Origin of the sequence: Bacteroides thetaiotaomicron VPI-5482 (genome assembly GCF_000011065.1) — a bacterium.
Classification (GTDB): Bacteria; Bacteroidota; Bacteroidia; order Bacteroidales; family Bacteroidaceae; genus Bacteroides; species Bacteroides thetaiotaomicron.
Window position 1 is genome coordinate 5992030 of the sequence record NC_004663.1, and the last position, 22234, is coordinate 6014263.

The 22234-nt window shown below is 41.5% G+C and carries 22 protein-coding genes and 1 riboswitch; of the genes, 11 read left to right on the top strand and 11 right to left on the bottom strand.

Annotated elements, in window-relative coordinates; genetic code table 11:
* Positions 1–2 precede the first annotated feature (2 nt).
* The 7 genes from BT_RS23040 to BT_RS23070 all read right to left on the bottom strand — a co-directional run bounded on the left by BT_RS23040 (position 3) and on the right by BT_RS23070 (position 5348).
* Positions 3–410, bottom strand: coding sequence for a hypothetical protein (locus BT_RS23040; RefSeq protein WP_008764718.1), 408 nt, complete (start codon positions 408–410; stop codon positions 3–5).
* The gene (locus BT_RS23045; protein ID WP_008764719.1) at positions 407–970 is read right to left on the bottom strand and encodes an RNA polymerase sigma factor; all 564 of its coding nucleotides are present in this window, start codon (positions 968–970) and stop codon (positions 407–409) included. Before BT_RS23045 ends, BT_RS23040 begins: the two co-directional genes overlap by 4 nt.
* A gap of 128 nt (positions 971–1098) precedes the next feature.
* Positions 1099–2379 carry a phosphopyruvate hydratase gene (eno, locus tag BT_RS23050; RefSeq protein WP_008760327.1) on the bottom strand — a complete coding sequence of 427 codons (1281 nt, stop codon included), beginning with the start codon at positions 2377–2379 and terminating at the stop codon, positions 1099–1101.
* Between the two features lie 179 nt (positions 2380–2558).
* Positions 2559–3221, bottom strand: coding sequence for a pentapeptide repeat-containing protein (locus tag BT_RS23055; RefSeq protein ID WP_008764720.1), 663 nt, complete (start codon positions 3219–3221; stop codon positions 2559–2561).
* A gap of 20 nt (positions 3222–3241) precedes the next feature.
* Positions 3242–3616: a fluoride efflux transporter CrcB gene (crcB, locus tag BT_RS23060; protein ID WP_008764721.1), complete on the bottom strand. Its 375-nt coding sequence runs from the start codon at positions 3614–3616 to the stop codon at positions 3242–3244.
* 27 nt (positions 3617–3643) lie between these two features.
* A riboswitch (Fluoride riboswitch) is annotated at positions 3644–3706 on the bottom strand.
* Between the two features lie 17 nt (positions 3707–3723).
* Positions 3724–4500 (bottom strand): hypothetical protein, encoded by a 777-nt coding sequence (locus BT_RS23065; RefSeq protein WP_008764722.1) that lies wholly within the window; start codon positions 4498–4500, stop codon positions 3724–3726.
* A gap of 11 nt (positions 4501–4511) precedes the next feature.
* The gene (locus BT_RS23070; protein ID WP_011109337.1) at positions 4512–5348 is read right to left on the bottom strand and encodes a hypothetical protein; all 837 of its coding nucleotides are present in this window, start codon (positions 5346–5348) and stop codon (positions 4512–4514) included.
* Positions 5349–5669: 321 nt separating this feature from the next.
* On the opposite strand from BT_RS23070, the gene BT_RS23075 reads away from it, so the two are divergent.
* From BT_RS23075 to BT_RS23115, 9 genes are all read left to right on the top strand, one after another.
* A complete protein-coding gene (locus BT_RS23075) occupies positions 5670–6032 on the top strand; it encodes a hypothetical protein (protein ID WP_008765457.1) in 363 nt (120 codons plus the stop codon).
* Positions 6033–6064: 32 nt separating this feature from the next.
* Positions 6065–6958 (top strand): IS3 family transposase, encoded by an 894-nt coding sequence (locus BT_RS23080; protein ID WP_008765456.1) that lies wholly within the window; start codon positions 6065–6067, stop codon positions 6956–6958.
* A 521-nt stretch (positions 6959–7479) separates the two neighbouring features.
* Positions 7480–8673, top strand: coding sequence for an ISAs1-like element ISBthe4 family transposase (locus tag BT_RS23085; protein WP_011108038.1), 1194 nt, complete (start codon positions 7480–7482; stop codon positions 8671–8673).
* A gap of 547 nt (positions 8674–9220) precedes the next feature.
* Positions 9221–11380 carry a glycoside hydrolase family 97 protein gene (locus tag BT_RS23090; protein ID WP_008764740.1) on the top strand — a complete coding sequence of 720 codons (2160 nt, stop codon included), beginning with the start codon at positions 9221–9223 and terminating at the stop codon, positions 11378–11380.
* 164 nt (positions 11381–11544) lie between these two features.
* Complete coding sequence (locus tag BT_RS23095) at positions 11545–12954, top strand: amidophosphoribosyltransferase (RefSeq protein ID WP_008764741.1); 1410 nt, start codon at positions 11545–11547, stop codon at positions 12952–12954.
* 119 nt (positions 12955–13073) lie between these two features.
* Entirely contained in the window at positions 13074–14297 is a 1224-nt protein-coding gene (pepT, locus tag BT_RS23100; RefSeq protein ID WP_008764742.1) for a peptidase T, read from the top strand.
* Between the two features lie 49 nt (positions 14298–14346).
* Positions 14347–15432, top strand: a complete 1086-nt coding sequence (gene gcvT / locus BT_RS23105; RefSeq protein ID WP_008764743.1) for a glycine cleavage system aminomethyltransferase GcvT — start codon at positions 14347–14349, stop codon at positions 15430–15432.
* A 150-nt stretch (positions 15433–15582) separates the two neighbouring features.
* Positions 15583–17856, top strand: a complete 2274-nt coding sequence (locus BT_RS23110; RefSeq protein ID WP_008764744.1) for a cation:proton antiporter — start codon at positions 15583–15585, stop codon at positions 17854–17856.
* A 49-nt stretch (positions 17857–17905) separates the two neighbouring features.
* Positions 17906–18331, top strand: a complete 426-nt coding sequence (locus BT_RS23115; protein WP_004309783.1) for an HIT family protein — start codon at positions 17906–17908, stop codon at positions 18329–18331.
* 74 nt (positions 18332–18405) lie between these two features.
* Here BT_RS23115 and BT_RS23120 read toward each other — a convergent pair whose 3' ends face one another.
* From BT_RS23120 to BT_RS23135, 4 genes are all read right to left on the bottom strand, one after another.
* A complete protein-coding gene (locus BT_RS23120; protein WP_008760336.1) occupies positions 18406–18828 on the bottom strand; it encodes an RNA-binding S4 domain-containing protein in 423 nt (140 codons plus the stop codon).
* Positions 18829–18929: 101 nt separating this feature from the next.
* A complete protein-coding gene (gene pth, locus BT_RS23125) occupies positions 18930–19496 on the bottom strand; it encodes an aminoacyl-tRNA hydrolase (RefSeq protein ID WP_032813877.1) in 567 nt (188 codons plus the stop codon).
* Between the two features lie 138 nt (positions 19497–19634).
* The gene (locus BT_RS23130; protein WP_008760337.1) at positions 19635–20225 is read right to left on the bottom strand and encodes a 50S ribosomal protein L25/general stress protein Ctc; all 591 of its coding nucleotides are present in this window, start codon (positions 20223–20225) and stop codon (positions 19635–19637) included.
* Positions 20226–20361: 136 nt separating this feature from the next.
* Complete coding sequence (locus BT_RS23135; protein ID WP_008764746.1) at positions 20362–20766, bottom strand: PUR family DNA/RNA-binding protein; 405 nt, start codon at positions 20764–20766, stop codon at positions 20362–20364.
* A 168-nt stretch (positions 20767–20934) separates the two neighbouring features.
* Here BT_RS23135 and nusB point away from each other — a divergent pair, with 168 nt between their 5' ends.
* Both nusB and yajC read left to right on the top strand, forming a co-directional pair.
* Positions 20935–21861, top strand: a complete 927-nt coding sequence (gene nusB, locus BT_RS23140; protein ID WP_008760339.1) for a transcription antitermination factor NusB — start codon at positions 20935–20937, stop codon at positions 21859–21861.
* A gap of 40 nt (positions 21862–21901) precedes the next feature.
* Positions 21902–22219, top strand: a complete 318-nt coding sequence (gene yajC, locus BT_RS23145; RefSeq protein WP_008764747.1) for a preprotein translocase subunit YajC — start codon at positions 21902–21904, stop codon at positions 22217–22219.
* Positions 22220–22234: the final 15 nt, after the last annotated feature.

Consider the following 22234-nt stretch of genomic DNA (forward strand, 5'->3'; position numbering starts at 1 on the left):
GTCTATTTTAATCGTTTTTTTTTGATGACTTGTAAGATTTGCATCTTCCGGGATTTCCGGTGTTGTATATATTGAGAGGATAGATAAGTATTCTTTTCCAGCAGTCGCATTTCTTCCCAGTTGTCAGGTAATGGAATGCTGTTTGACCAGTTATCATATTCATTTTGCATTTCTGTCCGGTGAGGGACAGAAGTGAAGCAAGTGTCATTGATGAATAGCAGGAGTAATAATGAGGCGGCAATGCCGGATGCCCATGCTCCTATGAGAAACTTTCTCCGTTTCCTTTCCGGTGAGATCCCGGATATTCTGTTGAGGATGGTAGCGGTCAGTTCCTCCGGATTTTCCAATATCGGCTGGTTACTTTTGACTTCGGTCAGCCATTTTTCATACTGTTTATCTTCTTGTTTCATAAGTCGGGATCTATTTGATTCATTTTATTACGTATGTTCTTTCTGGCAAGGTACAAGGTACTTTTTATCTTTTCGGGCGATAATCCTGTGATAATCTGTACTTCTGCTACCTCCAACTCTTCGACATCCCGAAGCGTGAAAACGAGTTTCTGCTGGGGAGGCAGTTCGTTGGTATATCGCAATATCAGTTCTTTCAACTGCTTGTTGGAAAGAGATATCTCAATATGATCGTCAGAAGGAATATTTACCGAATCGGAAAAGGCGGATTCATTATCCAGCGGAGAATGGCGTAACGAACGCAAACGGTCGTAACAGGTGTTACAGGTGATTTTGTAAAGCCAGGTTGACAGGCGGTTTTCCTGATTGTACGTTTTCAGGGATAACCATACTTTTACAAATGTTTCTTGTGTTATGTCTCTGGCTTCCTCTTCATCACAAAGTAAACGGAAAGCTAGTCGGAATACCAGTGGCTGGAATTCTGAAACCAGTAGGGCGAAGGCCCTTTTGTCGTCCTGCTGACTTCGGCTGACCAGTTCCTGTATTTTTTCCTGATTCATCATTATTTATTCCTGTTTACTATATGATACGTAGCAAAATGCTTCAGGTCGTTTGTAAGTCATCAAATATATAAAAAAATCCCCGGACAACACATTGCCCGGGGGAAAGATATCTGAAAAGAGAATAAAGATTATTTGATTCTCTTATATCCGTATACAGCCAAGTCACCGAGTTCTTCTTCGATGCGGAGCAGTTGGTTATATTTAGCCATACGGTCCGAACGGCTTAATGAACCGGTCTTGATCTGTCCGCTATTCGTAGCTACTGCGATGTCTGCAATCGTTGCGTCTTCCGTTTCGCCGGAGCGGTGGGAAGTGACAGTCGTATAGCCATGACGGTGAGCCATTTCGATAGCGTTCAGAGTTTCGGTCAGCGAACCGATTTGGTTTACTTTGATCAGGATAGAGTTTGCACATCCCTTCTCGATACCCATTGCGAGGAAGTCAACGTTCGTAACGAACAGGTCATCACCTACCAACTGGCAGCGGTCGCCGATACGTTCAGTCAGTTTCTTCCAGCCTTCCCAGTCGTTTTCGCTCATACCGTCTTCGATGGAGTCGATTGGGAATTTGTTGATCAGTTCTTCCAGGTAGTCGATCTGTTCTTCGGCGGTACGTTTCTTGCCTTTGGCACCTTCAAACTTGGTATAGTCGTAGATACCGTCATGGTAGAATTCGGAAGAAGCGCAGTCCATACCGATCATTACGTCTTTACCTGGTTCGTATCCGGCAGCTTTGATGGCTGCGATGATAGAGTTCAGAGCATCTTCCGTACCTTCGAGGTTAGGAGCGAAACCACCTTCGTCGCCTACGGCAGTGCTGAGGCCACGATCTTTCAGTACTTTCTTCAAAGCGTGGAATACTTCGGCGCCCATTCTCAAACCTTCTCTGAATGAGGGTGCACCTACCGGACGAATCATGAATTCCTGGAATGCGATAGGAGCGTCACTGTGTGAACCGCCATTGATGATATTCATCATCGGTACAGGCATTACGTATGTATTTGTTCCGCCGATATAGCGATAGAGAGGGAGATCAAGATAGCTGGCTGCTGCTTTGGCTACAGCGAGAGATACGCCAAGAATAGCGTTAGCACCTAGATTGGACTTGGTTTTAGTACCGTCGAGTGCCAACATTGCGTAGTCGATTCCTCTTTGGTTGAGAGAAGACATACCGATCAGTTTCGGAGCAATGATCTTGTTTACATTGTCCACCGCCTTTTGTACGCCTTTGCCACCGTAACGTTGCTTGTCACCATCACGAAGTTCGAGTGCTTCATGTTCACCTGTGGAAGCACCTGACGGAACAGACGCACGTCCCATGATACCTGATTCCAATACTACGTCAACTTCTACTGTGGGGTTACCTCTTGAATCGAGAATTTCTCGAGCTACAATTTTTTCTATTTTCATCGTTTCTATTGTTTTGAATAATATTTTTGCAAAAGTACGGACTTGACAGAGAGTGGAAAATCACTATAAATAGGTATTCTTTCGAATCATACTCCCTAGATGTCATTAGTCCGGTCTTATTAAATAACAATGTGACGATGCTTTTTGTTTGAATGCGGATGGATGAAATTGGTAGAATTCTAGTCTTCGATAATAACTCCCAACAGCGGAAGCAAGTCCATGGCCTGCAAGGAAGTAATGACAGCTCCTTTCAGGTCGCTGATATTAAGTGTTATTCCGCCGATGCGCGAAGTACGCAGGTCGATTCCACGGAGCGGAGCATGAGAAAAGTCAGCTTCTACCAAATCACAACTGTCGAAGGCGACGGAAGAGAAACGGCAGTCATTGAAACTTCCGTTCCGGAAATGGCAGTGCGAGAAGCGTACCTGATTCATTTTGCTCATCGCCAGATTGATGTAAGAGGCATTACAGTCATGCAATAAAACATGATTCATGGTCGTCTCTGAAAGGTTGGTTCCTAGTAATTTGCAGGCAATGAACTCTACCCGGTAAAGGGAGCTTTCTGCAAAAGATATATTGGACAGGTCGCAGTTCTCAAACCGTATATCTGCCAGCTGAGAAGAACGGAATTTACATTCGCTGAATGTCTGATTCCGGAAAGTGCAGTTCTTGAAACTCTTGTAAGACTTGCTGATTCCCTCTTCTCTTCCTTTGCTGAATATGAGATTTGAGACGGTTTCCTCTTTTTCGAGCAGTTCTTGCAAGGTGCTTGTACTGACTTCCTGTTCCTCCATCATGGGAGGAGCCACACGGACGGGCTTGGCTGCATTTCTTTTGATCATATGATGTAGATATGTTATGTTTATTGTTTTACAAGTGAATATCCCAAGTACAGCATAATGAATCCTACAAACAAGCTGAGGCCTACATAGAGTGAGAGGTAGAAGAAATTATCGTCTTTGATTAACTGAAAGTTCTCATTCATGAAGGTTGAAAAGGTGGTGAATCCTCCACAGAATCCTACGGTGAGAAACATTCTCAGATTGGGGTTCATCAGATTTCCCCGTTCGAAGAGTCCGTAAAACAGGCCGATGGCGAAACAACCGAGTACATTGACCAGAAGTGTTCCCAAAGGGAAGGAAGGTGTCAAGAAATTCTGAACGTAACGCGAGATGAGATAACGCAGAACGCCTCCGGTAAAACTTCCCATACCGATAAAGAGTAAAGTCTTGAGCATAAGCTGACAATTTAAGAGTTATACATTCAAATTGTAGGGATCATCAGCTCCAAAGGGCGGTTAAAGGCTAATCCCATAGCCGGTGCAAAGATAGAAAAAAGATAAAACTATTTGCAGAAGGCTTCAAAATCTTTTTCAAATTGTTTGAACCCTCCGGTGTAAACCTTATCTATCCGTTCGGAAACAATGGATGAGTCATCTTTGTTTTGAAAGGAGAGTACAAAATCACGTAATATCTGCCGGGGAACTTTCTCGATCCAGAAAGTGACGAGTGCATGAGAGAGGATATAGGCGTATTGTTCGTCGGTTCTTTGCTGCTTCATAAATTCCTTTTGGCGGCTGTTGATAAAGGTGAGCAGATCAATGTCCCCCAACATATATATAGTGCGGATTCTTCCTTTTTCGTAATCGGTAAACGTGTGCTGAAGTCCTTTTTTATTAACTTTACAATGCTCAAAATATTCGGCAAGTCCCTCGTTGAACCATATCGGAGGACGTCCTGCCGTGATTTGCAAGGTGAGGTGATGGCTCAGTTCGTGATAGATGACGCCCAGACCTTGTTGGTATTCTTTTTCTCTGCTTAATATGATGGCCTTTTGTAATCTGGATATATACATTCCGTTTGTACTTTTGGGAGGATGTATATTGAATTTGTTCAGATAGACCAGCGCATCTTCCCTTTTGTTGAATACAGTCAATTGAAGATTAAGCGTATCGGGAAGTCCGAATTGTGCATAAAATTCGACTTCATATTGGAGGGTCTGTTCAATCTTCCGGCGTTCTTTGTCCGTAAGCGGGTCGCCTTCATAAGAGATTCTTACAGTCTGCGCATGGAGCAGGTCGCAAAGGCAGATGAAACAGAGGATAAGATAAAATATACGCATATTGTTTCCCTTTATTTTGAGTATTTCTGCTTCTGAAATTTCTTTTTTTCACGTTTGCTCATTTCGAGCATAATCAGTTCATCATCTGTGGCAGATTTATAGGCTGTTTTCTCCTCCAGTTTTACATCCCCCTTGTCCGTGCGGAATACAGGAGTAAAGTGAGAATATGGATAACCTAAGAAGCCGTTTGCATCGAATTTATTGTTATCAAGAAAAAAATAAGAGATGGATACTCCGAGTACTCCGGCTATCCCAATGGGTTGCCCGGTCATGACTTCTTCACCCGTCTGGATGAAGTTTTGACGCATCATAAGGTAAGCGGCAAAGGTATGGTCGGGGTGGTATATCAACAATTGCTGTGGCAGCACTGTCGCACAGGCGACTCCTCTGCGGGTTGCATAGACGGTGTCTCCTTCCTGAATTTGGAATATCATAGTTTTGGCAGATTCCTGAGGAGCGATCTGCCATTGTGTTTCTTCGCCGGTCTTTACAGGAAGTGCATAAGGAGTACTGATCTGAAAGTCTTTGGGGAATTGACCGCGGAAGAACATATACCTGCTTGAAGTCTTGAAAGAATTGCTGGCATTGGAGCCTTTCTCTATTCTGAATACCGTGTTCTTTCCGGGGTTCAAATTGTATGAACGATCATTTTCGCGGAAAAGGTAGTAACTGCACAGGTCTCCGTTGTAATAGTTTAATTCTGTTCCTCCTTCCGGAGTTTGCTCCCATTTCGATTCAATAATGCGCGGAGACATTTCCATTAATTTTCGCAGAGACTGTGCGGAGGCATAAACGGTAGATAATGTTGTAAGAAGTACCAATGTCGTATATCTGAAGTGCTGTGTCATAATAGTAATATTAGATTATGTGTTATAAAGTAAGATATTTTGCTTGCAAATTTATCAATTATATGCTAATATCATAGCATACTTTGAACTTTTTTGTCTCTGGTATTCAGATTAGATGTAAATTTTAGGATAATTCAATCCGAACCCATGCGGATATTGTATTTTGAACTATATTGTATTCCTTGTCATTGGGCGGTTGTTAGTGTTTTATCTGACTGTCTTTTCTATGATATCCTGCTTATATTTGTATCTTTTCTACCTTTCATTGTCTTACCCTGGATTTGGTTGACTACTATAAGTATCAACTAAAATGAATAAAAGATGAAAAAGAGTGACATGACCTTTAGTCCTTATCAGCTTGAACTTCTTGGCGATTTCTATCGTTCGAATTTCTCAGTTTCTCGTTTTGCCCAAGAAAAAGGGATTGCCCGCATTACATTTTGGCGTTGGGTTCGTATCTTTGAGGATTCTAATCCTGAAATATCCGCTTATATGAAAAAGAACAAGTCTCCCAAGTCCTCGGATGAATCCTCCTCAATTACTGCCTTACGTCTTGAGAATGAGCGTTTACGTGCAGAGCTTAAAGATGCTAAAATGCGTGCGCACGCCTTCGATACGATGATTGATGTTGCCGAGGAGATGTTTAATCTTCCTATCCGAAAAAAAGCTGGTACCAAACAATAAAAAGGCTTTGTAAAGGGAGGCATGCCTATACGGTGGTCTCTCTTTGCAAATTGTTTGGTGTAACAAAGCAAGCCTTTTATAAGTATGTTGACCATAGTACGGATAGTTCGGCCCGTGAACGTTTTGTTCTTGAGTTTGTCAAACGTGTGCGTTCAAAGGACCCTGGTATTGGGGGGATGAAACTTTGGCTGATGTACCGTAATGAGTTCGGCACCAGCCAGGCCTTTGTTGGGCGTGACTGTTTCTGTGCTATATTGTCCAAGTATAAGCTGACAATACGCAAACGTTTTCGGGCTCCACGTACGACAGACTCCTCTCATCACTTGCCACAGTATCCTGATTTAACCAGGACATTGCTATTAGAACATCCTGATCAGCTGTGGGTTAGTGATATCACTTACATTACCATATGGTTGCCTGACGGCAGTTATGTGTTCTGCTACCTGTCTCTGGTGACAGACGCCTATACGAAGGAGATCATTGGGTATTGCGTAGGTGATACTCTGGGAAGCTGTTACACAGTGGAAGCTCTGGAAATGGCAGTCAGACGCATAGCTGCAAAGGAGATTAAGGGTTTGATCCATCACTCCGACCGAGGCGTACAATATGCCAGTGCGGATTATATTGCCATATTACGACATAACGGGATTCTTCCCAGCATGACAGAGGATGGCAATCCCAAGGACAATGCCATAGCTGAGCGTGTGAATGGCATTATAAAGAATGAATTGCTGCAAGGAATGCGCTTTAGTTCAATACAGGAAGTCAGAAAAGCTGTAGCAACAGCCGTTCACTTCTATAACAACGAAAGGCCTCATATGAGCTTGGATATGCTTACCCCGGTACAGGCAGGAGAAATGCAAGGACCTATCAGGAAAAGATGGATAAGCTACAGAGAAAAGTATCTGAATGTAGCACTTGCTTAAAAATAAATATGTACATTTGCTTATGAAAAGACCAAGAATGCCCTGCTAGCGGGATAGAAAGAGGAAAAAGGGTGAGTTCCTTTCTTTTTTCTTCTTTCAAAGAGAAGAGTCAACCGGTTAAAGGAATAAGAAAAAAATAAGTAAACCGGAGGCAGGAATAATAAATAATAAAGTAAACAGCTGCCAGGGTTAGTAATATTTCTAGTCAACACATAGCAGCTATTAGAGATAAACAAGTCAACCATTATTAGGGAAGTACACATTCTTTATCGTTCCACTAGAGTGAACAGGTCTGTTCACTCTAGTGATGAGAACTCTTCACAAGAGTGATGAGATCTGTGCACTGGAGTGGAACGATGGTAATATCCCTTCAAAACAGGGAAAACGCATTATACTTTTTCTTTTATCTTTTATACATTTATCTTACATGAATATCGTCTTTTCATCTTATTAATAAGATATTTATCTTTCATTTACAATATTATTTAAGTACATTTACGTGATTATAAATCACAATTAAAATGAAGCAAGAAACTAAAAGAAGGATTGAGATCAGCAACCTACATGAATTTGCTGATTCATTAATATTGATAGATAACCGGATAGAGCGTTGTAAAAAGCATCAGGCCAGTACCATTGTTCTTATTGCCATTTCTGCTGTTATATGTGGCGCTGATACTTGGAATTCAATAGAAGACTTTGGTAAAAGTAAAGAATCTTTTTTTGCAGCCAAGCTTTCCAATTTTAATGGCATCCCTTCTCATGATACATTTAATCGCTTTTTCTCGGCATTAGATCCTTTAAAATTTGAAGAATCTTATAGACAATGGGTCCAAAGCATTCTCAAATGTTATTCGGGTCATATAGCCATTGATGGTAAAACCATACGAGGAGCCTATGAATCCGAAGAGGACAAGCGTCGTCGTAAACAAGGAGTACTTCCTGATTCGAATACGGGAAAATACAAATTGCATGTTATTAGTGCATTTGCAACAGAACTGGGAATCTCCCTTGGACAGTTATGCACACAAGAAAAGGAAAATGAGATAGTTGTCATTCCTGAATTATTAGATATGTTGTGTATAAAAGATTGTATTATTACAATTGACGCTTTAGGATGCCAGCGTACAATTGCAGAGAAAGTCATAAAGGGAGAAGGTGACTACATTTTTATAGTGAAAGATAATCAACCGAAATTAAAGGAAACAGTACTGTCAGCAACAGAAAGTATTGTATCAAAAGGTACAACAGTACGATTTGACAAATATGAGACGCATGAGGAAGGACATGGCAGGAATGAGTCGAGAATCTGCTATTGCTGCAACGATCCCGGTTTTCTGGGAGCAGATATTAGAAAGAAGTGGAAAAATATACGGTCTTTTGGATATATTGAGAATACCAGAAATACAAACAAAGGCACTACAGTGGAAAAAAGATGTTTTATATCTTCCTTGGAACCTGATGCGCAGAAGATACTTAAAAATAGTAGAGAACACTGGGAAATTGAGAATAATCTACATTGGCAGTTGGATGTCAATTTCCATGAAGACAATACCAGAAGAAGAAATATATCAGCATTAAACTTCTCCGTACTGGCGAAAATTGCATTGGCCACATTGAGAAACAACAAAAGAGAGATACCAATCAATAGAAAAAGATTAATAGCAGGGTGGGATAATGAATTCTTATGGGAACTTATTTTACATGATTTATAATGCGTTTTCCCTGCCCTTCAAAAATACAGTATTAATAGATGATATACATACCCACATACTATATGTTATATACAAAGTAGCGGTAGGTTCCATGTTCTGTAAGGCTTGCCATAGTACAATGGATTATCGGCTTTGAGACGAATGAGAGATAACTGAAATATGAATGAGAGGTAGTCAAAAAGAAAGCTATTTGATGAGGAAATGATGAGAGATAACTATTTAAAAAGTATCTCTCATTCTGTATTGTGCTGATTGTCTATATATTAGTTGTCATAGGATGAGAGTATGAGATTAAAATATTTTTTTTATTTCTGAAGAGAGGCGGGGAAATAAAGAAAAATCCCGTTTGTCGGATGTGAAAAGGTGCTATATTGCTCCATGTAAGCACTATATTTTTTCTGTTGAAGTACTTTGGTATATGCTTTATTGATAGGTATTTATCAGTGTTGAAATATTCGGAAACGCTATATTTTAATTATAATCCGAAGTGGCGCTTGCTATTCCTCACTACATTTGCCATATGATTATTAACTAATTCATTTATATCATGAAGAACATGAAAATATTAACTACGGCAGTACTCTGTCTGTTACTCTCTTTTTCTATGGGTGCAACGGCAATGGCAGAAAGTATCACTTCTCCTGACGGACAATTAAAACTGGATTTTTCGGTCAATGTTCAGGGAGAACCGGTATACGAACTTACTTATAAAGGAAAGGGAGTGATTAAACCATCAAAGTTGGGACTTGAGTTGAAGAATGATCCGGGACTGATGAATGGGTTTGCGTGCATCGATACAAAAACTTCCACCTTCGACGAAACTTGGGAGCCGGTGTGGGGAGAAGTGAAATCCATTCGCAATCATTATAATGAAATGGCTGTCACACTGAATCAGAAGGCGCAGGACCGGAATATGATCATCCGTTTCCGGCTTTACAATGATGGATTAGGTTTCCGCTATGAATTTCCGCAGCAGAAGAATCTGAATTATTTTGTTATTAAGGAAGAACATTCGCAGTTTGCCATGACGGGTGACCATACTGCCTTTTGGATTCCGGGAGATTATGATACCCAGGAATATGATTACACAGAATCCAGACTAACAGAAATCCGTGGACTGATGAAAGGGGCTATTACCGACAATGCTTCTCAAACGTCTTTTTCACCAACAGGCGTGCAGACATCTCTGCAAATGAAAACAGCCGACGGTCTGTATATTAACCTGCACGAAGCCGCTTTGGTAGATTATTCCTGCATGCATCTCAATCTTGATGACAAAAAACTGATTTTTGAATCATGGCTGACACCGGATGCAATGGGAGATAAAGGTTATATGCAGACACCCTGTCAGTCTCCGTGGCGTACGGTGATTGTGAGCGATGATGCACGCGATATCCTTGCTTCCAAACTGACCTTGAATCTGAACGAACCATGTGCTTATCAAGATGTTTCTTGGATTAAACCGGTGAAGTATATCGGTGTGTGGTGGGAGATGATTACCGGAAAAAGCAGTTGGGCATATACAGATGATGTTTATTCCGTCAAACTCGGACAGACGGATTACTCAAAGACAAGCCCTAACGGACGTCACGCTGCCAACAATGACAAAGTAAAACGTTATATCGACTTTGCAGCGCAGCATGGTTTCGATCAGGTATTGGTAGAAGGCTGGAATGAAGGCTGGGAAGATTGGTTCGGCAAATCAAAAGATTATGTGTTTGATTTCGTCACTCCCTATCCGGATTTCGACGTGAAGATGCTAAACGCATATGCCAAAGAGAAAGGGGTGAAGCTGATGATGCATCATGAAACATCTGCCTCCGTGCGTAACTACGAACGCCATCTGGATACGGCCTACCAATTTATGGTTGACAACGGATATAATGCCGTGAAAAGTGGTTATGTTGGCAATATCATTCCTCGGGGCGAACATCACTATGGACAATGGATGAACAACCATTATCTATATGCCGTGACGAAAGCCGCCGATTATAAAATCTGTGTGAATGCGCACGAAGCTGTACGTCCTACTGGATTATGCCGTACTTATCCCAACCTGATCGGCAATGAATCGGCACGGGGGACGGAATATGAAGCTTTTGCCGGTAATAAACCTTTTCATACTACTTTGCTTCCATTCACTCGGCAGATCGGCGGCCCGATGGATTATACACCGGGTATCTTCGACACGAGAATTTCTTTTCTGGATGGGAAGCATAGCGTTGTACGTACTACTCTGGCGAAACAACTGGCTCTTTACGTAACAATGTACAGTCCTTTGCAGATGGCTGCCGATTTGCCGGAAAGTTATGAGCGTTATCCGGATGCTTTCCAGTTTATTAAAGATGTAGCCTTGGACTGGGATGACAGCAAATATCTGGAAGCCGAACCGGGGGATTATATTACAGTAGCCCGCAAAGCAAAAGGAACCAATCATTGGTTTGTTGGCGGTATTACTGACGAAAACTCCCGTACTGCCGCGTTTACTCTTGATTTTCTGGAACCGGATAAAGAGTATGTGGCTACCCTGTATGCCGACGGAAAAGAGGCTGACTACGAAAAGAATCCGACTTCCTATCAGATAAAGAAAGGGATCGTTACGAATAAAACAAAGATGTCCGTCAAGCTGGCACGCAGCGGTGGTTTTGCATTGAGTCTTATCGAAGCAGCTCCATCCGACCGGAAATCAATTAAGAAATGGAAATGAGACGCGACTAAAACGATTGTTCAATCTTCTTTGTATTTTTAATAAAATTTAGAAGTACTCCGCAAAGAAAATTAAAACTTTGCGGAGTGCTTTTTTTATCGGATGGATTCTTTTTTGTACTTTTGCGCCATCTTTTTTTAAACATTATCAATAAAGAGAACAACATGGGAGGTTTTTTCGGAACAGTCTCGAAATCGAGTTGCGTGACTGATTTATTCTATGGTACAGATTATAACTCACATCTGGGTACAAAGCGGGGCGGACTCGCGACTTATAGTCAGGAGAAAGGATTTATTCGCTCCATTCACAATCTGGAAAGTACATATTTCCGATCCAAGTTTGAAGGAGAGCTTGATAAATTTAAAGGCAATGCCGGCATAGGCATTATCAGCGACACAGATGCACAACCCATTATCATCAATTCCCACCTCGGCCGCTTCGCCATCGTCACAGTCGCTAAAATATCGAATATCCAGGAACTGGAAGAAGACCTTCTCAACCAAAATATGCACTTCGCCGAACTTAGTTCGAGCAACACCAATCAAACGGAACTCATCGCACTGCTTATCATACAAGGAAGAACCTTCACCGAAGGTATCGAGAACGTATTCAAACATATCAAGGGTTCTTGTTCTCTGCTGATTCTGACAGAGGATGGCAGTATTATCGCGGCTCGTGACCAATGGGGACGTACTCCGGTGGTGATCGGCAAGAAAGATGGTGCGTATGCCGCTACCAGCGAGTCATCCAGTTTCCCGAATCTGGATTATGAAATCGAAAAGTATCTGGGACCGGGGGAAATAGTACGCATGTATCCCGATCATATCGAGCAGCTTCGCCAACCGAATGAAGGAATGCAGATTTGTTCTTTCCTTTGGGTGTATTATGGTTTCCCGACCTCTTGTTATGAGGGCAAAAATGTAGAGGAAGTCCGTTTCACCAGTGGAATGAAGATGGGACAGAAGGACGAATCGGAAGTGGATTGTGCCTGTGGTATCCCTGATTCGGGAGTAGGTATGGCGTTGGGTTATGCGGAAGGTAAAGGAGTTCCTTATCATCGTGCCATTTCAAAATATACACCGACATGGCCTCGTAGCTTCACACCCAGCAATCAGGAAATGCGTTCGCTGGTTGCAAAGATGAAGCTAATTCCGAATCGTGCCATGCTTCAGGGAAAGCGTCTGCTGTTTTGTGATGATTCGATTGTGCGTGGAACACAGTTGCGTGATAATGTGAAGATTCTATATGATTATGGAGCGAAAGAGGTACATATGCGTATCGCTTGCCCTCCGTTGATCTATGCCTGTCCGTTTGTGGGTTTCTCGGCTTCTAAGAATGCTTTGGAGTTGATTACCCGTCGTATTATTAAAGAACTGGAAGGCGATGAGAATAAGAATCTGGAGAAATACGCCACTACGGGGTCTCCCGAATACGAGAAAATGGTTAGTATCATAGCCGAGCGTTTCGGACTGACTTCATTGAAATTCAACACGCTTGAGACTTTGATTGAAGCTATCGGGCTGCCGAAATGTAAAGTGTGTACGCATTGTTTTGATGGTAGCAGTCACTTTTAAGTAATATACTGAGAAAAAAGAGCCGTGAATTGTTTGTCAATTCACGGCTCTTTTTTTACCTTTACGGCACTATAAACTATCAAAATGTAAATTGCAAATCATTAAATCGTAAAATAGATATGACTTTAGTAGACAGATTTTTGAAGTATGTGAGCTTTGATACACAGTCGGATGAATCAACAGGGCTTACTCCCAGTACTCCGAAACAGATGGTATTCGCTGAATATCTGAAGACTGAACTGGAATCTTTGGGGTTGGAAGATATTACTTTGGATGAACATGGCTATCTTTTTGCCACGCTTCCTGCTAATATAGATAAAAAAGTACCCACTATCGGGTTTATCGCTCATATGGATACAAGTCCCGATATGACAGGAAAAGATGTAACTCCACGTATTGTAAAAGGCTACGATGGGACGGATATAGTGCTTTGTGCCGAAGAAAATATCATTCTTTCTCCTGCACAATTTCCGGAACTGCTCGATCATAAAGGAGAGGATTTGATTGTAACAAACGGCAAGACGCTGCTTGGTGCGGATGATAAAGCGGGAATTGCCGAGATCGTATCAGCAATCGTTTATCTGAAAGAACATCCCGAAATCAAACATGGAAAGATTCGTATCGGTTTCAATCCGGATGAGGAAATCGGTGAAGGTGCGCATAAGTTCGATGTCGGGAAGTTTGGCTGCGAATGGGCGTATACGATGGATGGTGGTGAAGTAGGGGAACTGGAGTTTGAAAATTTCAATGCTGCCGCTGCAAAGATTACTTTTAAAGGACGTAATGTACACCCCGGATATGCAAAGAATAAGATGATAAATTCGATTCGTGTCGCTAATCAGTTTATCGCAATGTTGCCATCGACGGAAACACCGGAGCAGACTGAAGGGTATGAAGGATTCTATCATCTGATCAGTATTCAGGGAGATGTAGAGCAAAGTACAGTGTCTTATATCATTCGCGACCATGACCGTGCCAAGTTTGAGAAACGCAAGGAAGAAATAAAACGTCTGGTTGCGCAGGTCAACACCGAATATGGAGAAGGTACGGCTACACTTGAATTACGTGACCAATACTATAATATGCGTGAGAAAATAGAACCGGTGATGCACATCATCGACACTGCTTTCGCAGCCATGGAGGCGGTAGGAGTGAAGCCGAATGTGAAGCCGATTCGTGGCGGTACGGATGGAGCGCAGCTTTCATTCAAAGGTTTACCCTGCCCGAATATTTTTGCCGGCGGTCTTAATTTCCACGGACGTTATGAGTTTGTTCCTATTCAGAATATGGAGAAGGCAATGAACGTCATTGTGAAGATTGCCGAACTGGTAGCTTCCAAGTGATTACATTCCACGAATATCAATTTATTACTTAAAACTTAATACACAAAAAATGAAAACCACTCCGTTTACAGAGAAACACATTGCATTAGGTGCTAAAATGCACGAATTTGCAGGCTATAATATGCCTATCGAGTACTCTGGAATTATTGATGAACATCTGACTGTTTGTAATGCAGTCGGGGTATTTGATGTATCCCATATGGGAGAATTCTGGGTGAAAGGGCCGCAAGCGTTAGCCTTTCTTCAGAAGGTGACTTCCAATAATGTGGCGGCACTTGTTCCCGGTAAGATACAATATACCTGCTTCCCTAATGAAGAAGGGGGAATTGTAGATGACTTGCTGGTATATTGCTACGAGCCGGAAAAATATCTGCTGGTAGTGAATGCGGCCAATATAGAAAAGGACTGGAACTGGTGTGTTTCTCATAATACGGAGGGGGCGGAGCTGGAGAATTCTTCCGATAATATGGCGCAGCTTGCTGTTCAAGGGCCGAAGGCTATTCTTGCTTTACAGAAGTTGACGGATATCGATCTGTCGGCTATTCCTTATTATACATTTACCGTTGGCCGGTTTGCGGGGAAAGAGAATGTGATTATCTCCAATACCGGATATACCGGTGCCGGAGGTTTTGAACTTTATTTCTATCCGGATGCTGCCGAGGCGATATGGAAAGCTGTGTTTGAGGCGGGGGAAGAATTCGGTATCAAGCCGGTGGGACTGGGTGCCCGTGATACGCTTCGTTTGGAAATGGGCTTCTGTCTGTATGGTAATGATCTGGATGATAAAACTTCACCGATTGAAGCTGGATTGGGATGGATCACTAAGTTTGTGGAGGGTAAGGAGTTCATTAACCGTCCGATGCTGGAAAAGCAGAAGTCAGAAGGAACTACCCGCAAACTAGTTGGGTTTGAAATGATTGACCGAGGCATTCCTCGTCATGGCTATGAACTCGTGAATGAGGAAGGGGAAGGTATAGGCGTGGTGACTTCCGGAACAATGTCTCCCACTCGCAAGATTGGTATTGGTATGGGATATGTGAAACCGGAATATGCCAAAGTTGGCACGGAAATTTGTATTGATATGCGTGGACGTAAATTGAAGGCAATAGTGGTGAAGCCACCTTTTAGAAAATAAATCTTGAGTTTATAAAATTTTTAGCCCCGGATAGGTTTTGATACTATCCGGGGCTAAATTATTTTATGATGGTTGATGTGAAACATATCCGTGAATCTGTTGTTTATACGATAGATTTATTTTAATTTTGTCACCAAATACGATGAAACAATGTCTCAATTACCTACACTCATTGCCGATCTTGCGCTGATATTGATCTGTGCCGGCGTTATGACTTTGTTGTTTAAGAAGTTAAAGCAACCTTTGGTGTTGGGATATGTGGTTGCCGGTTTTCTGGCAAGTCCACACATGCCTTATACACCATCAGTAATGGATACCGCCAACATTAAGACATGGGCGGATATTGGTGTTATCTTCTTGTTGTTTGCTCTTGGTCTGGAGTTCAGTTTTAAGAAAATCGTAAAAGTCGGAGGTTCTGCTATCATCGCTGCCTGCACCATCATCTTTTGTATGATATTGCTGGGGATAGGTGTCGGTATGGGATTCGGCTGGCATCGGATGGACAGTCTGTTTCTAGGTGGTATGATTGCGATGTCTTCTACCACTATTATTTATAAGGCGTTCGATGACTTGGGACTGAGGAAGAAGCAGTTCACCGGGCTTGTACTGAGTATTCTGATTCTGGAGGATATACTGGCTATTGTATTGATGGTGATGCTTTCTACGATGGCGGTAAGCCATAACTTTGAAGGCACCGAGATGCTGGAGAGTATTGGTAAACTGCTGTTCTTTCTTATTTTGTGGTTTGTAGTAGGCATCTATCTGATTCCGGAGTTTTTGAAGCGTTGCAGGAAACTGATGGGAGAGGAAACTCTGCTTATCGTATCATTGGCACTGTGTTTCGGTATGGTAGTGATGGCAGCCAATACAGGGTTCTCTGCTGCATTCGGTGCGTTTATCATGGGGTCTATTCTGGCAGAAACAATCGAAGCGGAATCTATTGACCGGTTGGTGAAGCCGGTGAAAGATCTTTTTGGCGCAATTTTCTTTGTATCGGTGGGGATGATGGTCGATCCTGCAATGATTATTGAATATGCAATACCTATCATTGTAATTACGATCGCAGTTATTTTGGGGCAGGCTACCTTCGGAACATTCGGCGTGATTCTTTCCGGCAAACCCTTGAAGACGGCTATGCAGTGCGGTTTCAGTTTGACTCAGATTGGTGAATTCGCATTTATTATAGCTTCATTGGGTGTATCTCTGCACGTGACGAGCGATTTCTTATATCCGATAGTGGTAGCAGTTTCTGTGATAACCACTTTCCTGACTCCTTATATGATTCGTCTGGCTGAACCGGCTTCTTCTTTTGTGGATGCTCATTTACCCGCTTCCTGGAGAAAGTTCTTAATGCGTTATTCTTCGGGCTCGCAAACAGTACTTAATCATGAGAATTTGTGGAAGAAGCTGTTGCTGGCAATGGTACGCATAACTGTGGTATATTCAATTGTCAGTATATCCATTATTGCACTGTCTTTCCGTTTTGTCGTCCCATTCTTTAAGGAGAACCTGCCTCATTTCTGGGCGTCATTATTGGGGGCTGTTTTTATTATCCTTTGCATTTCGCCTTTCCTGCGTGCTATCATGGTGAAGAAAAACCATTCGGTGGAATTTATGACCCTGTGGCATGATAACCGTGCCAATCGTGCACCATTGGTGTCTACTATTGTCATACGTATTATGATTGCGGCGTTATTTGTCATTTTTGTGATATCGGGATTGTTTAAGGCATCTATTGGATTGATTATTGGAGTGGCTGTGCTTGCAGTCTTGTTGATGGTATGGTCGCGTCGTTTGAAAAAGCAATCTATATTGATAGAACGGCGTTTCTTTCAAAATCTGCGTTCCAGAGAGGTGCGTGCAGAATATTTGGGAGAGAAGAAACCCGAATATGCCGGACGTCTGTTATCTCATGATCTGCATTTGGCGGATTTGGAGATTCCGGGGGAATCCACTTGGGCGGGAAAAACGTTGATGGAACTAAATTTGGGAAAGAAATATGGCATTCATATCGCTTCTATCTTGCGGGGGAAGAGAAGGATTAATATTCCCGGTGGCTCGGTGCGTCTTTTTCCTATGGACAAGATACAGGTAATAGGAACGGACGAACAATTGAATGTATTTAGCAGTGCCATGCAAAGTGGTGCGAAGATAGACTGGGAGATGTATGAGAAGGGAGAGATGACTTTGAAGCAGTTTATTATTGATGCAGACTCCGTTTTTCTGGGTAAAACAATCCGTGAATCGGGTATACGGGATAAGTATCATTGTATGATAGCCGGTGTGGAACGGGAAGATGGAACTCTGATGGTGCCGGATGTAAATGCACCGTTCGAAGAGGGAGATGTAGTGTGGGTTGTCGGTGAAAAAGAGAACGTGTACCAATTAGTCGATCAAAAAAACGAAAAAATACAGGTGAAATAAAAGCAGAACGACTATTTTTGCTTTGTCAAAACATAAAAATAAGAATATCATGAAGAGTGATCCAAAAGAATGTCTGTATTGCCAGAACAATGAAACTTTGCATAATCTGATGATTGAGATTGCGCAACTTAGTGTATCACGTGTGTTTTTGTTTAAAGAGCAAACTTATCGGGGGCGTTGCCTCGTTGCTTACAAGGATCACGTAAATGATTTGAACGAATTGAGCGATGAAGACCGTAATGCATTTATGGCTGATGTGGCACGTGTTACCCGTGCAATGCAGAAAGCTTTCCAGCCGGAAAAGATCAACTATGGTGCTTACTCAGATAAATTATCTCATCTGCATTTCCATCTGGCTCCGAAATATGTAGACGGACCTGATTATGGTGGTATATTCCAGATGAATCCGGGAAAAGTTTATTTGACCGATGCTGAATATCAGGAACTAATTGATGCTGTGAAAGCAAATCTCTAACCAATAGTTGGTAAAATAGTGAACGGTGAATAAACTTGTAACTTCATGCTATAAGTTTATTCACCGTTCATTATTTACTTATCTTCGTCGAAATCAAAGTCGAAATCAAAATCATCCATAAATTCCGGAGCTGTGAATTCCTCCAGACTTCTGCGGTCTTTTTTGGTTGGACGTCCGGTTCCCCGTGCGCGATCAATGAATCCGCTGATTTTACTCATTTCCAATAGTTCGTATTGGTCGGGAGTGGTAACGTTTTCCATTACATCGGGTACAAGCTTTGCGCCTACTCGCTTCTCAATAGCTTGCAACACTTTGAATGAATAGGTAATAGGCGGCTTCTTAACTTGAACTACATCACCCGGCTTTATCATGCGAGATGCCTTTACGTATGCTCCGTTGATAGTGACACGGTTCATCTTGCAGGCTTCGGCGGCAATTGTGCGTGTCTTGAAAATACGAACAGCCCACATCCATTTATCTATTCTTGCTTCTGCCATATATTGATAATTTATTAATTAACAGTGTACCATGTGTCATGGTGGAGTACTTAATGACCGTTTGCATATATACGCTGTGAAATAGTCAATTGTACATACTCCTATTTCTTATTGAACTGGTTCATGGTAATATCAATACCTGCCAGACAGAAACTTTTAATGATTTCTCCGGCTGTTTCCAGTCTTTCATCCATTGTCTTGCGATCTTCGTCAGTAAAGTGTCCGAGTACATAATCAATCTGTCCGCCTTTGGGGAAGTCATTTCCGATACCAAAGCGTAAACGGGCATAGTTCTGAGTTCCTAAAATGGCTGCTATGTGCTTCAGACCATTATGTCCGGCATCACTTCCTTTTCCTTTCAGACGCAGAGTGCCGAAGGGGAGAGCCAGATCGTCTACTACTATTAACACATTTTCCAAAGGGATGTTTTCTTTTTGCATCCAGTAGCGAACGGCCAGTCCGCTCAGGTTCATGAAAGTTGACGGTTTGAGCAGGATTAACTGGCGTCCTTTGATCGAAAAACTAGTGGTAAATCCGTAGCGTCCGTCAATAAAGGGAGGAGCATTGTTGATTCTTGCCAATGCCTCTACTGTCATGAAACCAATATTATGCCGGGTTTCATGATATTCGGGTCCAATGTTTCCTAGTCCGACAATTAGATATTTAATCATTGTTTTTTCGTAAAAAACAGTTCGTGAATATAAAAAGAGAAACGCAAATTAACGCAAACTAATGCAGACTGAACATCTGCTTTAATCTGCATTAATCTGCGTTTTGCTATATCTCTTTACAGGGATAATCTCAAATTACTTTCCAGCGGCTGCTGCTGCACCTCTTGCTGCACGAGTCAACTTAACAGCACATACAACTGCTTCCTTAGCGCTGATCAGTTCAAGACCTTCGAAGCTCAGTTCGCCAACTTTAACAGTCTTACCCAATCCCAGGTGAGAAACGTTAACAGTCAGTTTTTCAGGAATTACATTGTACAGAGCTTTCACTTTGATCTTACGCATCTGCAATGCAAGCTTACCACCGGCTTTCACACCTTCTGCAAGACCTTCCAACTGTACCGGAACTTCCATAACGATAGGTTTAGCTTCGTCAATCTGATAGAAGTCAACATGAAGAATGTTGTCTTTTACCGGGTGGAATTGAATATCTTTCAGGATAGCGTTTACTTTTTTGCCATCGATATCCAGATCTACTACGTAAATGTGCGGAGTATAAACCAAGTTACGAAGACCTTCGTTAGTCACTGTAAAGTGAACAACTTCACCAGCTCCGTAAAGTACACAAGGCACACCACCGTTCTTACGAATTTCTTTTAAAGCTCTTGCTTGTTCCGAAGAGCGTTCTGCAATAGTTCTTGCAGTTCCTTTTACTTCAATTGATTTCATTTCTTAAAAAATTGTGTTACTCTAAATTAAGTTATTTTGCTTAATTCACCATTACACGATGTGGATTATCACATGATGTTGCAAAAAAGCGGTGCAAAAGTACTGTTTTTTTTTGAAATATCAAAGAGTTACCTCTTTAAAAGTCAATATCAATCTTAATTTCGTTTTCCAGCTTGTCCTCTTGTGCTTGTTCGGCAAGAGCTTCCTGTTCTCTTTTTATATCAGCTTCTTCGTTCAGGCGGCTGATGTAATCGTTCATGTCACTGTGGTTAATAAAACTGATGGCTTCTGTCAATCCTGCCATAAATTTCTGAAAATCCTCCTTATATAAGAAGATTTTATGCTTTTCGAAGCTAACCTGAGAGTCATCTCCTTCTCCCATCACCACTTTCTTACTCTCCGTAATAGCTAAAAACATTTCATCTTTACGGTTCTTCTTCACATCGAGGTAATAGATGCGTTTACCTGCTTTGATGGACTTGGAGAAAACGATCTCCTTATCATTCATGTCTGCGTTCATTTTCTTTTTAAAATCTTCCATATCATTGGGTCCGTTAATAATCGGCCTCAAAATTGGATATTTTTTTTAAACTGTCAAAAGAAAAAGCGCAGAGAATCAAATACTGCATTAAAAAATGTGATTTATTTGTGGAAACTCATTAAAAATATCTACTTTTGCAGTTCGATAATAACAGTATTAATTTGAATTATGATCAACAGAGTTCTTATTCGTCTTAAGATTATACAAATAGTGTATGCCTATTACCAAAATGGCAGCAAAAATCTAGACTCAGCGGAGAAAGAGTTATTCTTCAGCCTTTCAAAGGCGTATGACCTTTATAATTATTTGTTAATGCTGATGATGGCATTAACAGAGTATGCACAAAAACGCATTGATGCGGCAAAAGCAAAACTGGCTCCTACTAAAGAAGAGTTGTATCCCAACACAAAGTTTGTGGATAATAAGTTTGTTGCACAGCTGGAGGTGAACAAGCAACTGACCGAGTTTATATCCAATCAGAAGCGAACTTGGGCAAATGATCAGGATTTCGTCAAAGAGCTTTATGAGAAAATAGTAGAAAGCGATATTTATAAAGATTATATGGCTTCCGGTGACAATTCATATGAAGCTGACCGCGAACTGTGGAGAAAACTCTATAAAACATATATATTTAATAATGATTCTCTTGATCAGGTGCTGGAAGACCAGAGTCTGTATTGGAATGATGATAAAGAGATTGTAGATACCTTTGTCTTGAAAACGATTAAGCGTTTTGAAGAAAAGAACGGAGCAAATCAGGAATTACTTCCCGAATTCAAGGATGACGAAGATCAGGAATTTGCACGCCGCTTGTTCCGTCGTACAATTCTGAATGCTGACTATTACCGTCATCTTGTGAGCGAGAATACGAAAAACTGGGATTTGGATCGTATCGCATTTATGGATATTATCATTATGCAGACTGCTTTAGCCGAAATTTTAAGTTTCCCGAACATTCCGGTAAGTGTTTCGTTAAATGAATATGTAGAAATTGCGAAGTTGTATAGCACTGCCAAGAGCGGTAGCTTTATCAACGGAACGCTGGATGGAATAGTTAATCAATTGAAAAAAGAAGGTAAGTTGACTAAAAACTGATACCTTTGTCCATATAGTAGAAACTAAAACTTGATTATTTATGAACTTATTGACTGTATTATTGCAAGCTCCCGCAGCGGGAGGTGGAAGTATGATGTGGATCATGCTGATAGCTATGTTTGTTATCATGTATTTCTTTATGATTCGCCCTCAAAATAAGAAGCAGAAAGAAATTGCTAATTTCCGTAAATCTCTTCAGGTAAACCAGTCGGTAATTACTGCAGGTGGTATCCATGGTACAATCAAAGAGATTACTGATGATTATATAGTACTTGAAATCGCTTCTAACGTGAAGATTAAAATAGATAAGAATTCTATTTTTGCTGATGCTTCGGCTGCCGGCAATCAGTCTAAATAATCTTTAGTAAACAAA

Excerpts from the sequence above, each read along its gene's own strand:
- BT_RS23040 (WP_008764718.1), bottom strand. The coding sequence starts at position 410 with ATGAAACAAGAAGATAAACAGTATGAAAAATGGCTGACCGAAGTCAAA.
- BT_RS23045 (WP_008764719.1), bottom strand. The coding sequence starts at position 970 with ATGATGAATCAGGAAAAAATACAGGAACTGGTCAGCCGAAGTCAGCAG.
- eno (WP_008760327.1), bottom strand. The coding sequence starts at position 2,379 with ATGAAAATAGAAAAAATTGTAGCTCGAGAAATTCTCGATTCAAGAGGT.
- BT_RS23055 (WP_008764720.1), bottom strand. The coding sequence starts at position 3,221 with ATGATCAAAAGAAATGCAGCCAAGCCCGTCCGTGTGGCTCCTCCCATG.
- crcB (WP_008764721.1), bottom strand. The coding sequence starts at position 3,616 with ATGCTCAAGACTTTACTCTTTATCGGTATGGGAAGTTTTACCGGAGGC.
- BT_RS23065 (WP_008764722.1), bottom strand. The coding sequence starts at position 4,500 with ATGCGTATATTTTATCTTATCCTCTGTTTCATCTGCCTTTGCGACCTG.
- BT_RS23070 (WP_011109337.1), bottom strand. The coding sequence starts at position 5,348 with ATGACACAGCACTTCAGATATACGACATTGGTACTTCTTACAACATTA.
- BT_RS23075 (WP_008765457.1), top strand. The coding sequence starts at position 5,670 with ATGAAAAAGAGTGACATGACCTTTAGTCCTTATCAGCTTGAACTTCTT.
- BT_RS23085 (WP_011108038.1), top strand. The coding sequence starts at position 7,480 with ATGAAGCAAGAAACTAAAAGAAGGATTGAGATCAGCAACCTACATGAA.
- BT_RS23090 (WP_008764740.1), top strand. The coding sequence starts at position 9,221 with ATGAAGAACATGAAAATATTAACTACGGCAGTACTCTGTCTGTTACTC.
- BT_RS23095 (WP_008764741.1), top strand. The coding sequence starts at position 11,545 with ATGGGAGGTTTTTTCGGAACAGTCTCGAAATCGAGTTGCGTGACTGAT.
- pepT (WP_008764742.1), top strand. The coding sequence starts at position 13,074 with ATGACTTTAGTAGACAGATTTTTGAAGTATGTGAGCTTTGATACACAG.
- gcvT (WP_008764743.1), top strand. The coding sequence starts at position 14,347 with ATGAAAACCACTCCGTTTACAGAGAAACACATTGCATTAGGTGCTAAA.
- BT_RS23110 (WP_008764744.1), top strand. The coding sequence starts at position 15,583 with ATGTCTCAATTACCTACACTCATTGCCGATCTTGCGCTGATATTGATC.
- BT_RS23115 (WP_004309783.1), top strand. The coding sequence starts at position 17,906 with ATGAAGAGTGATCCAAAAGAATGTCTGTATTGCCAGAACAATGAAACT.
- BT_RS23120 (WP_008760336.1), bottom strand. The coding sequence starts at position 18,828 with ATGGCAGAAGCAAGAATAGATAAATGGATGTGGGCTGTTCGTATTTTC.
- BT_RS23130 (WP_008760337.1), bottom strand. The coding sequence starts at position 20,225 with ATGAAATCAATTGAAGTAAAAGGAACTGCAAGAACTATTGCAGAACGC.
- BT_RS23135 (WP_008764746.1), bottom strand. The coding sequence starts at position 20,766 with ATGGAAGATTTTAAAAAGAAAATGAACGCAGACATGAATGATAAGGAG.
- nusB (WP_008760339.1), top strand. The coding sequence starts at position 20,935 with ATGATCAACAGAGTTCTTATTCGTCTTAAGATTATACAAATAGTGTAT.
- yajC (WP_008764747.1), top strand. The coding sequence starts at position 21,902 with ATGAACTTATTGACTGTATTATTGCAAGCTCCCGCAGCGGGAGGTGGA.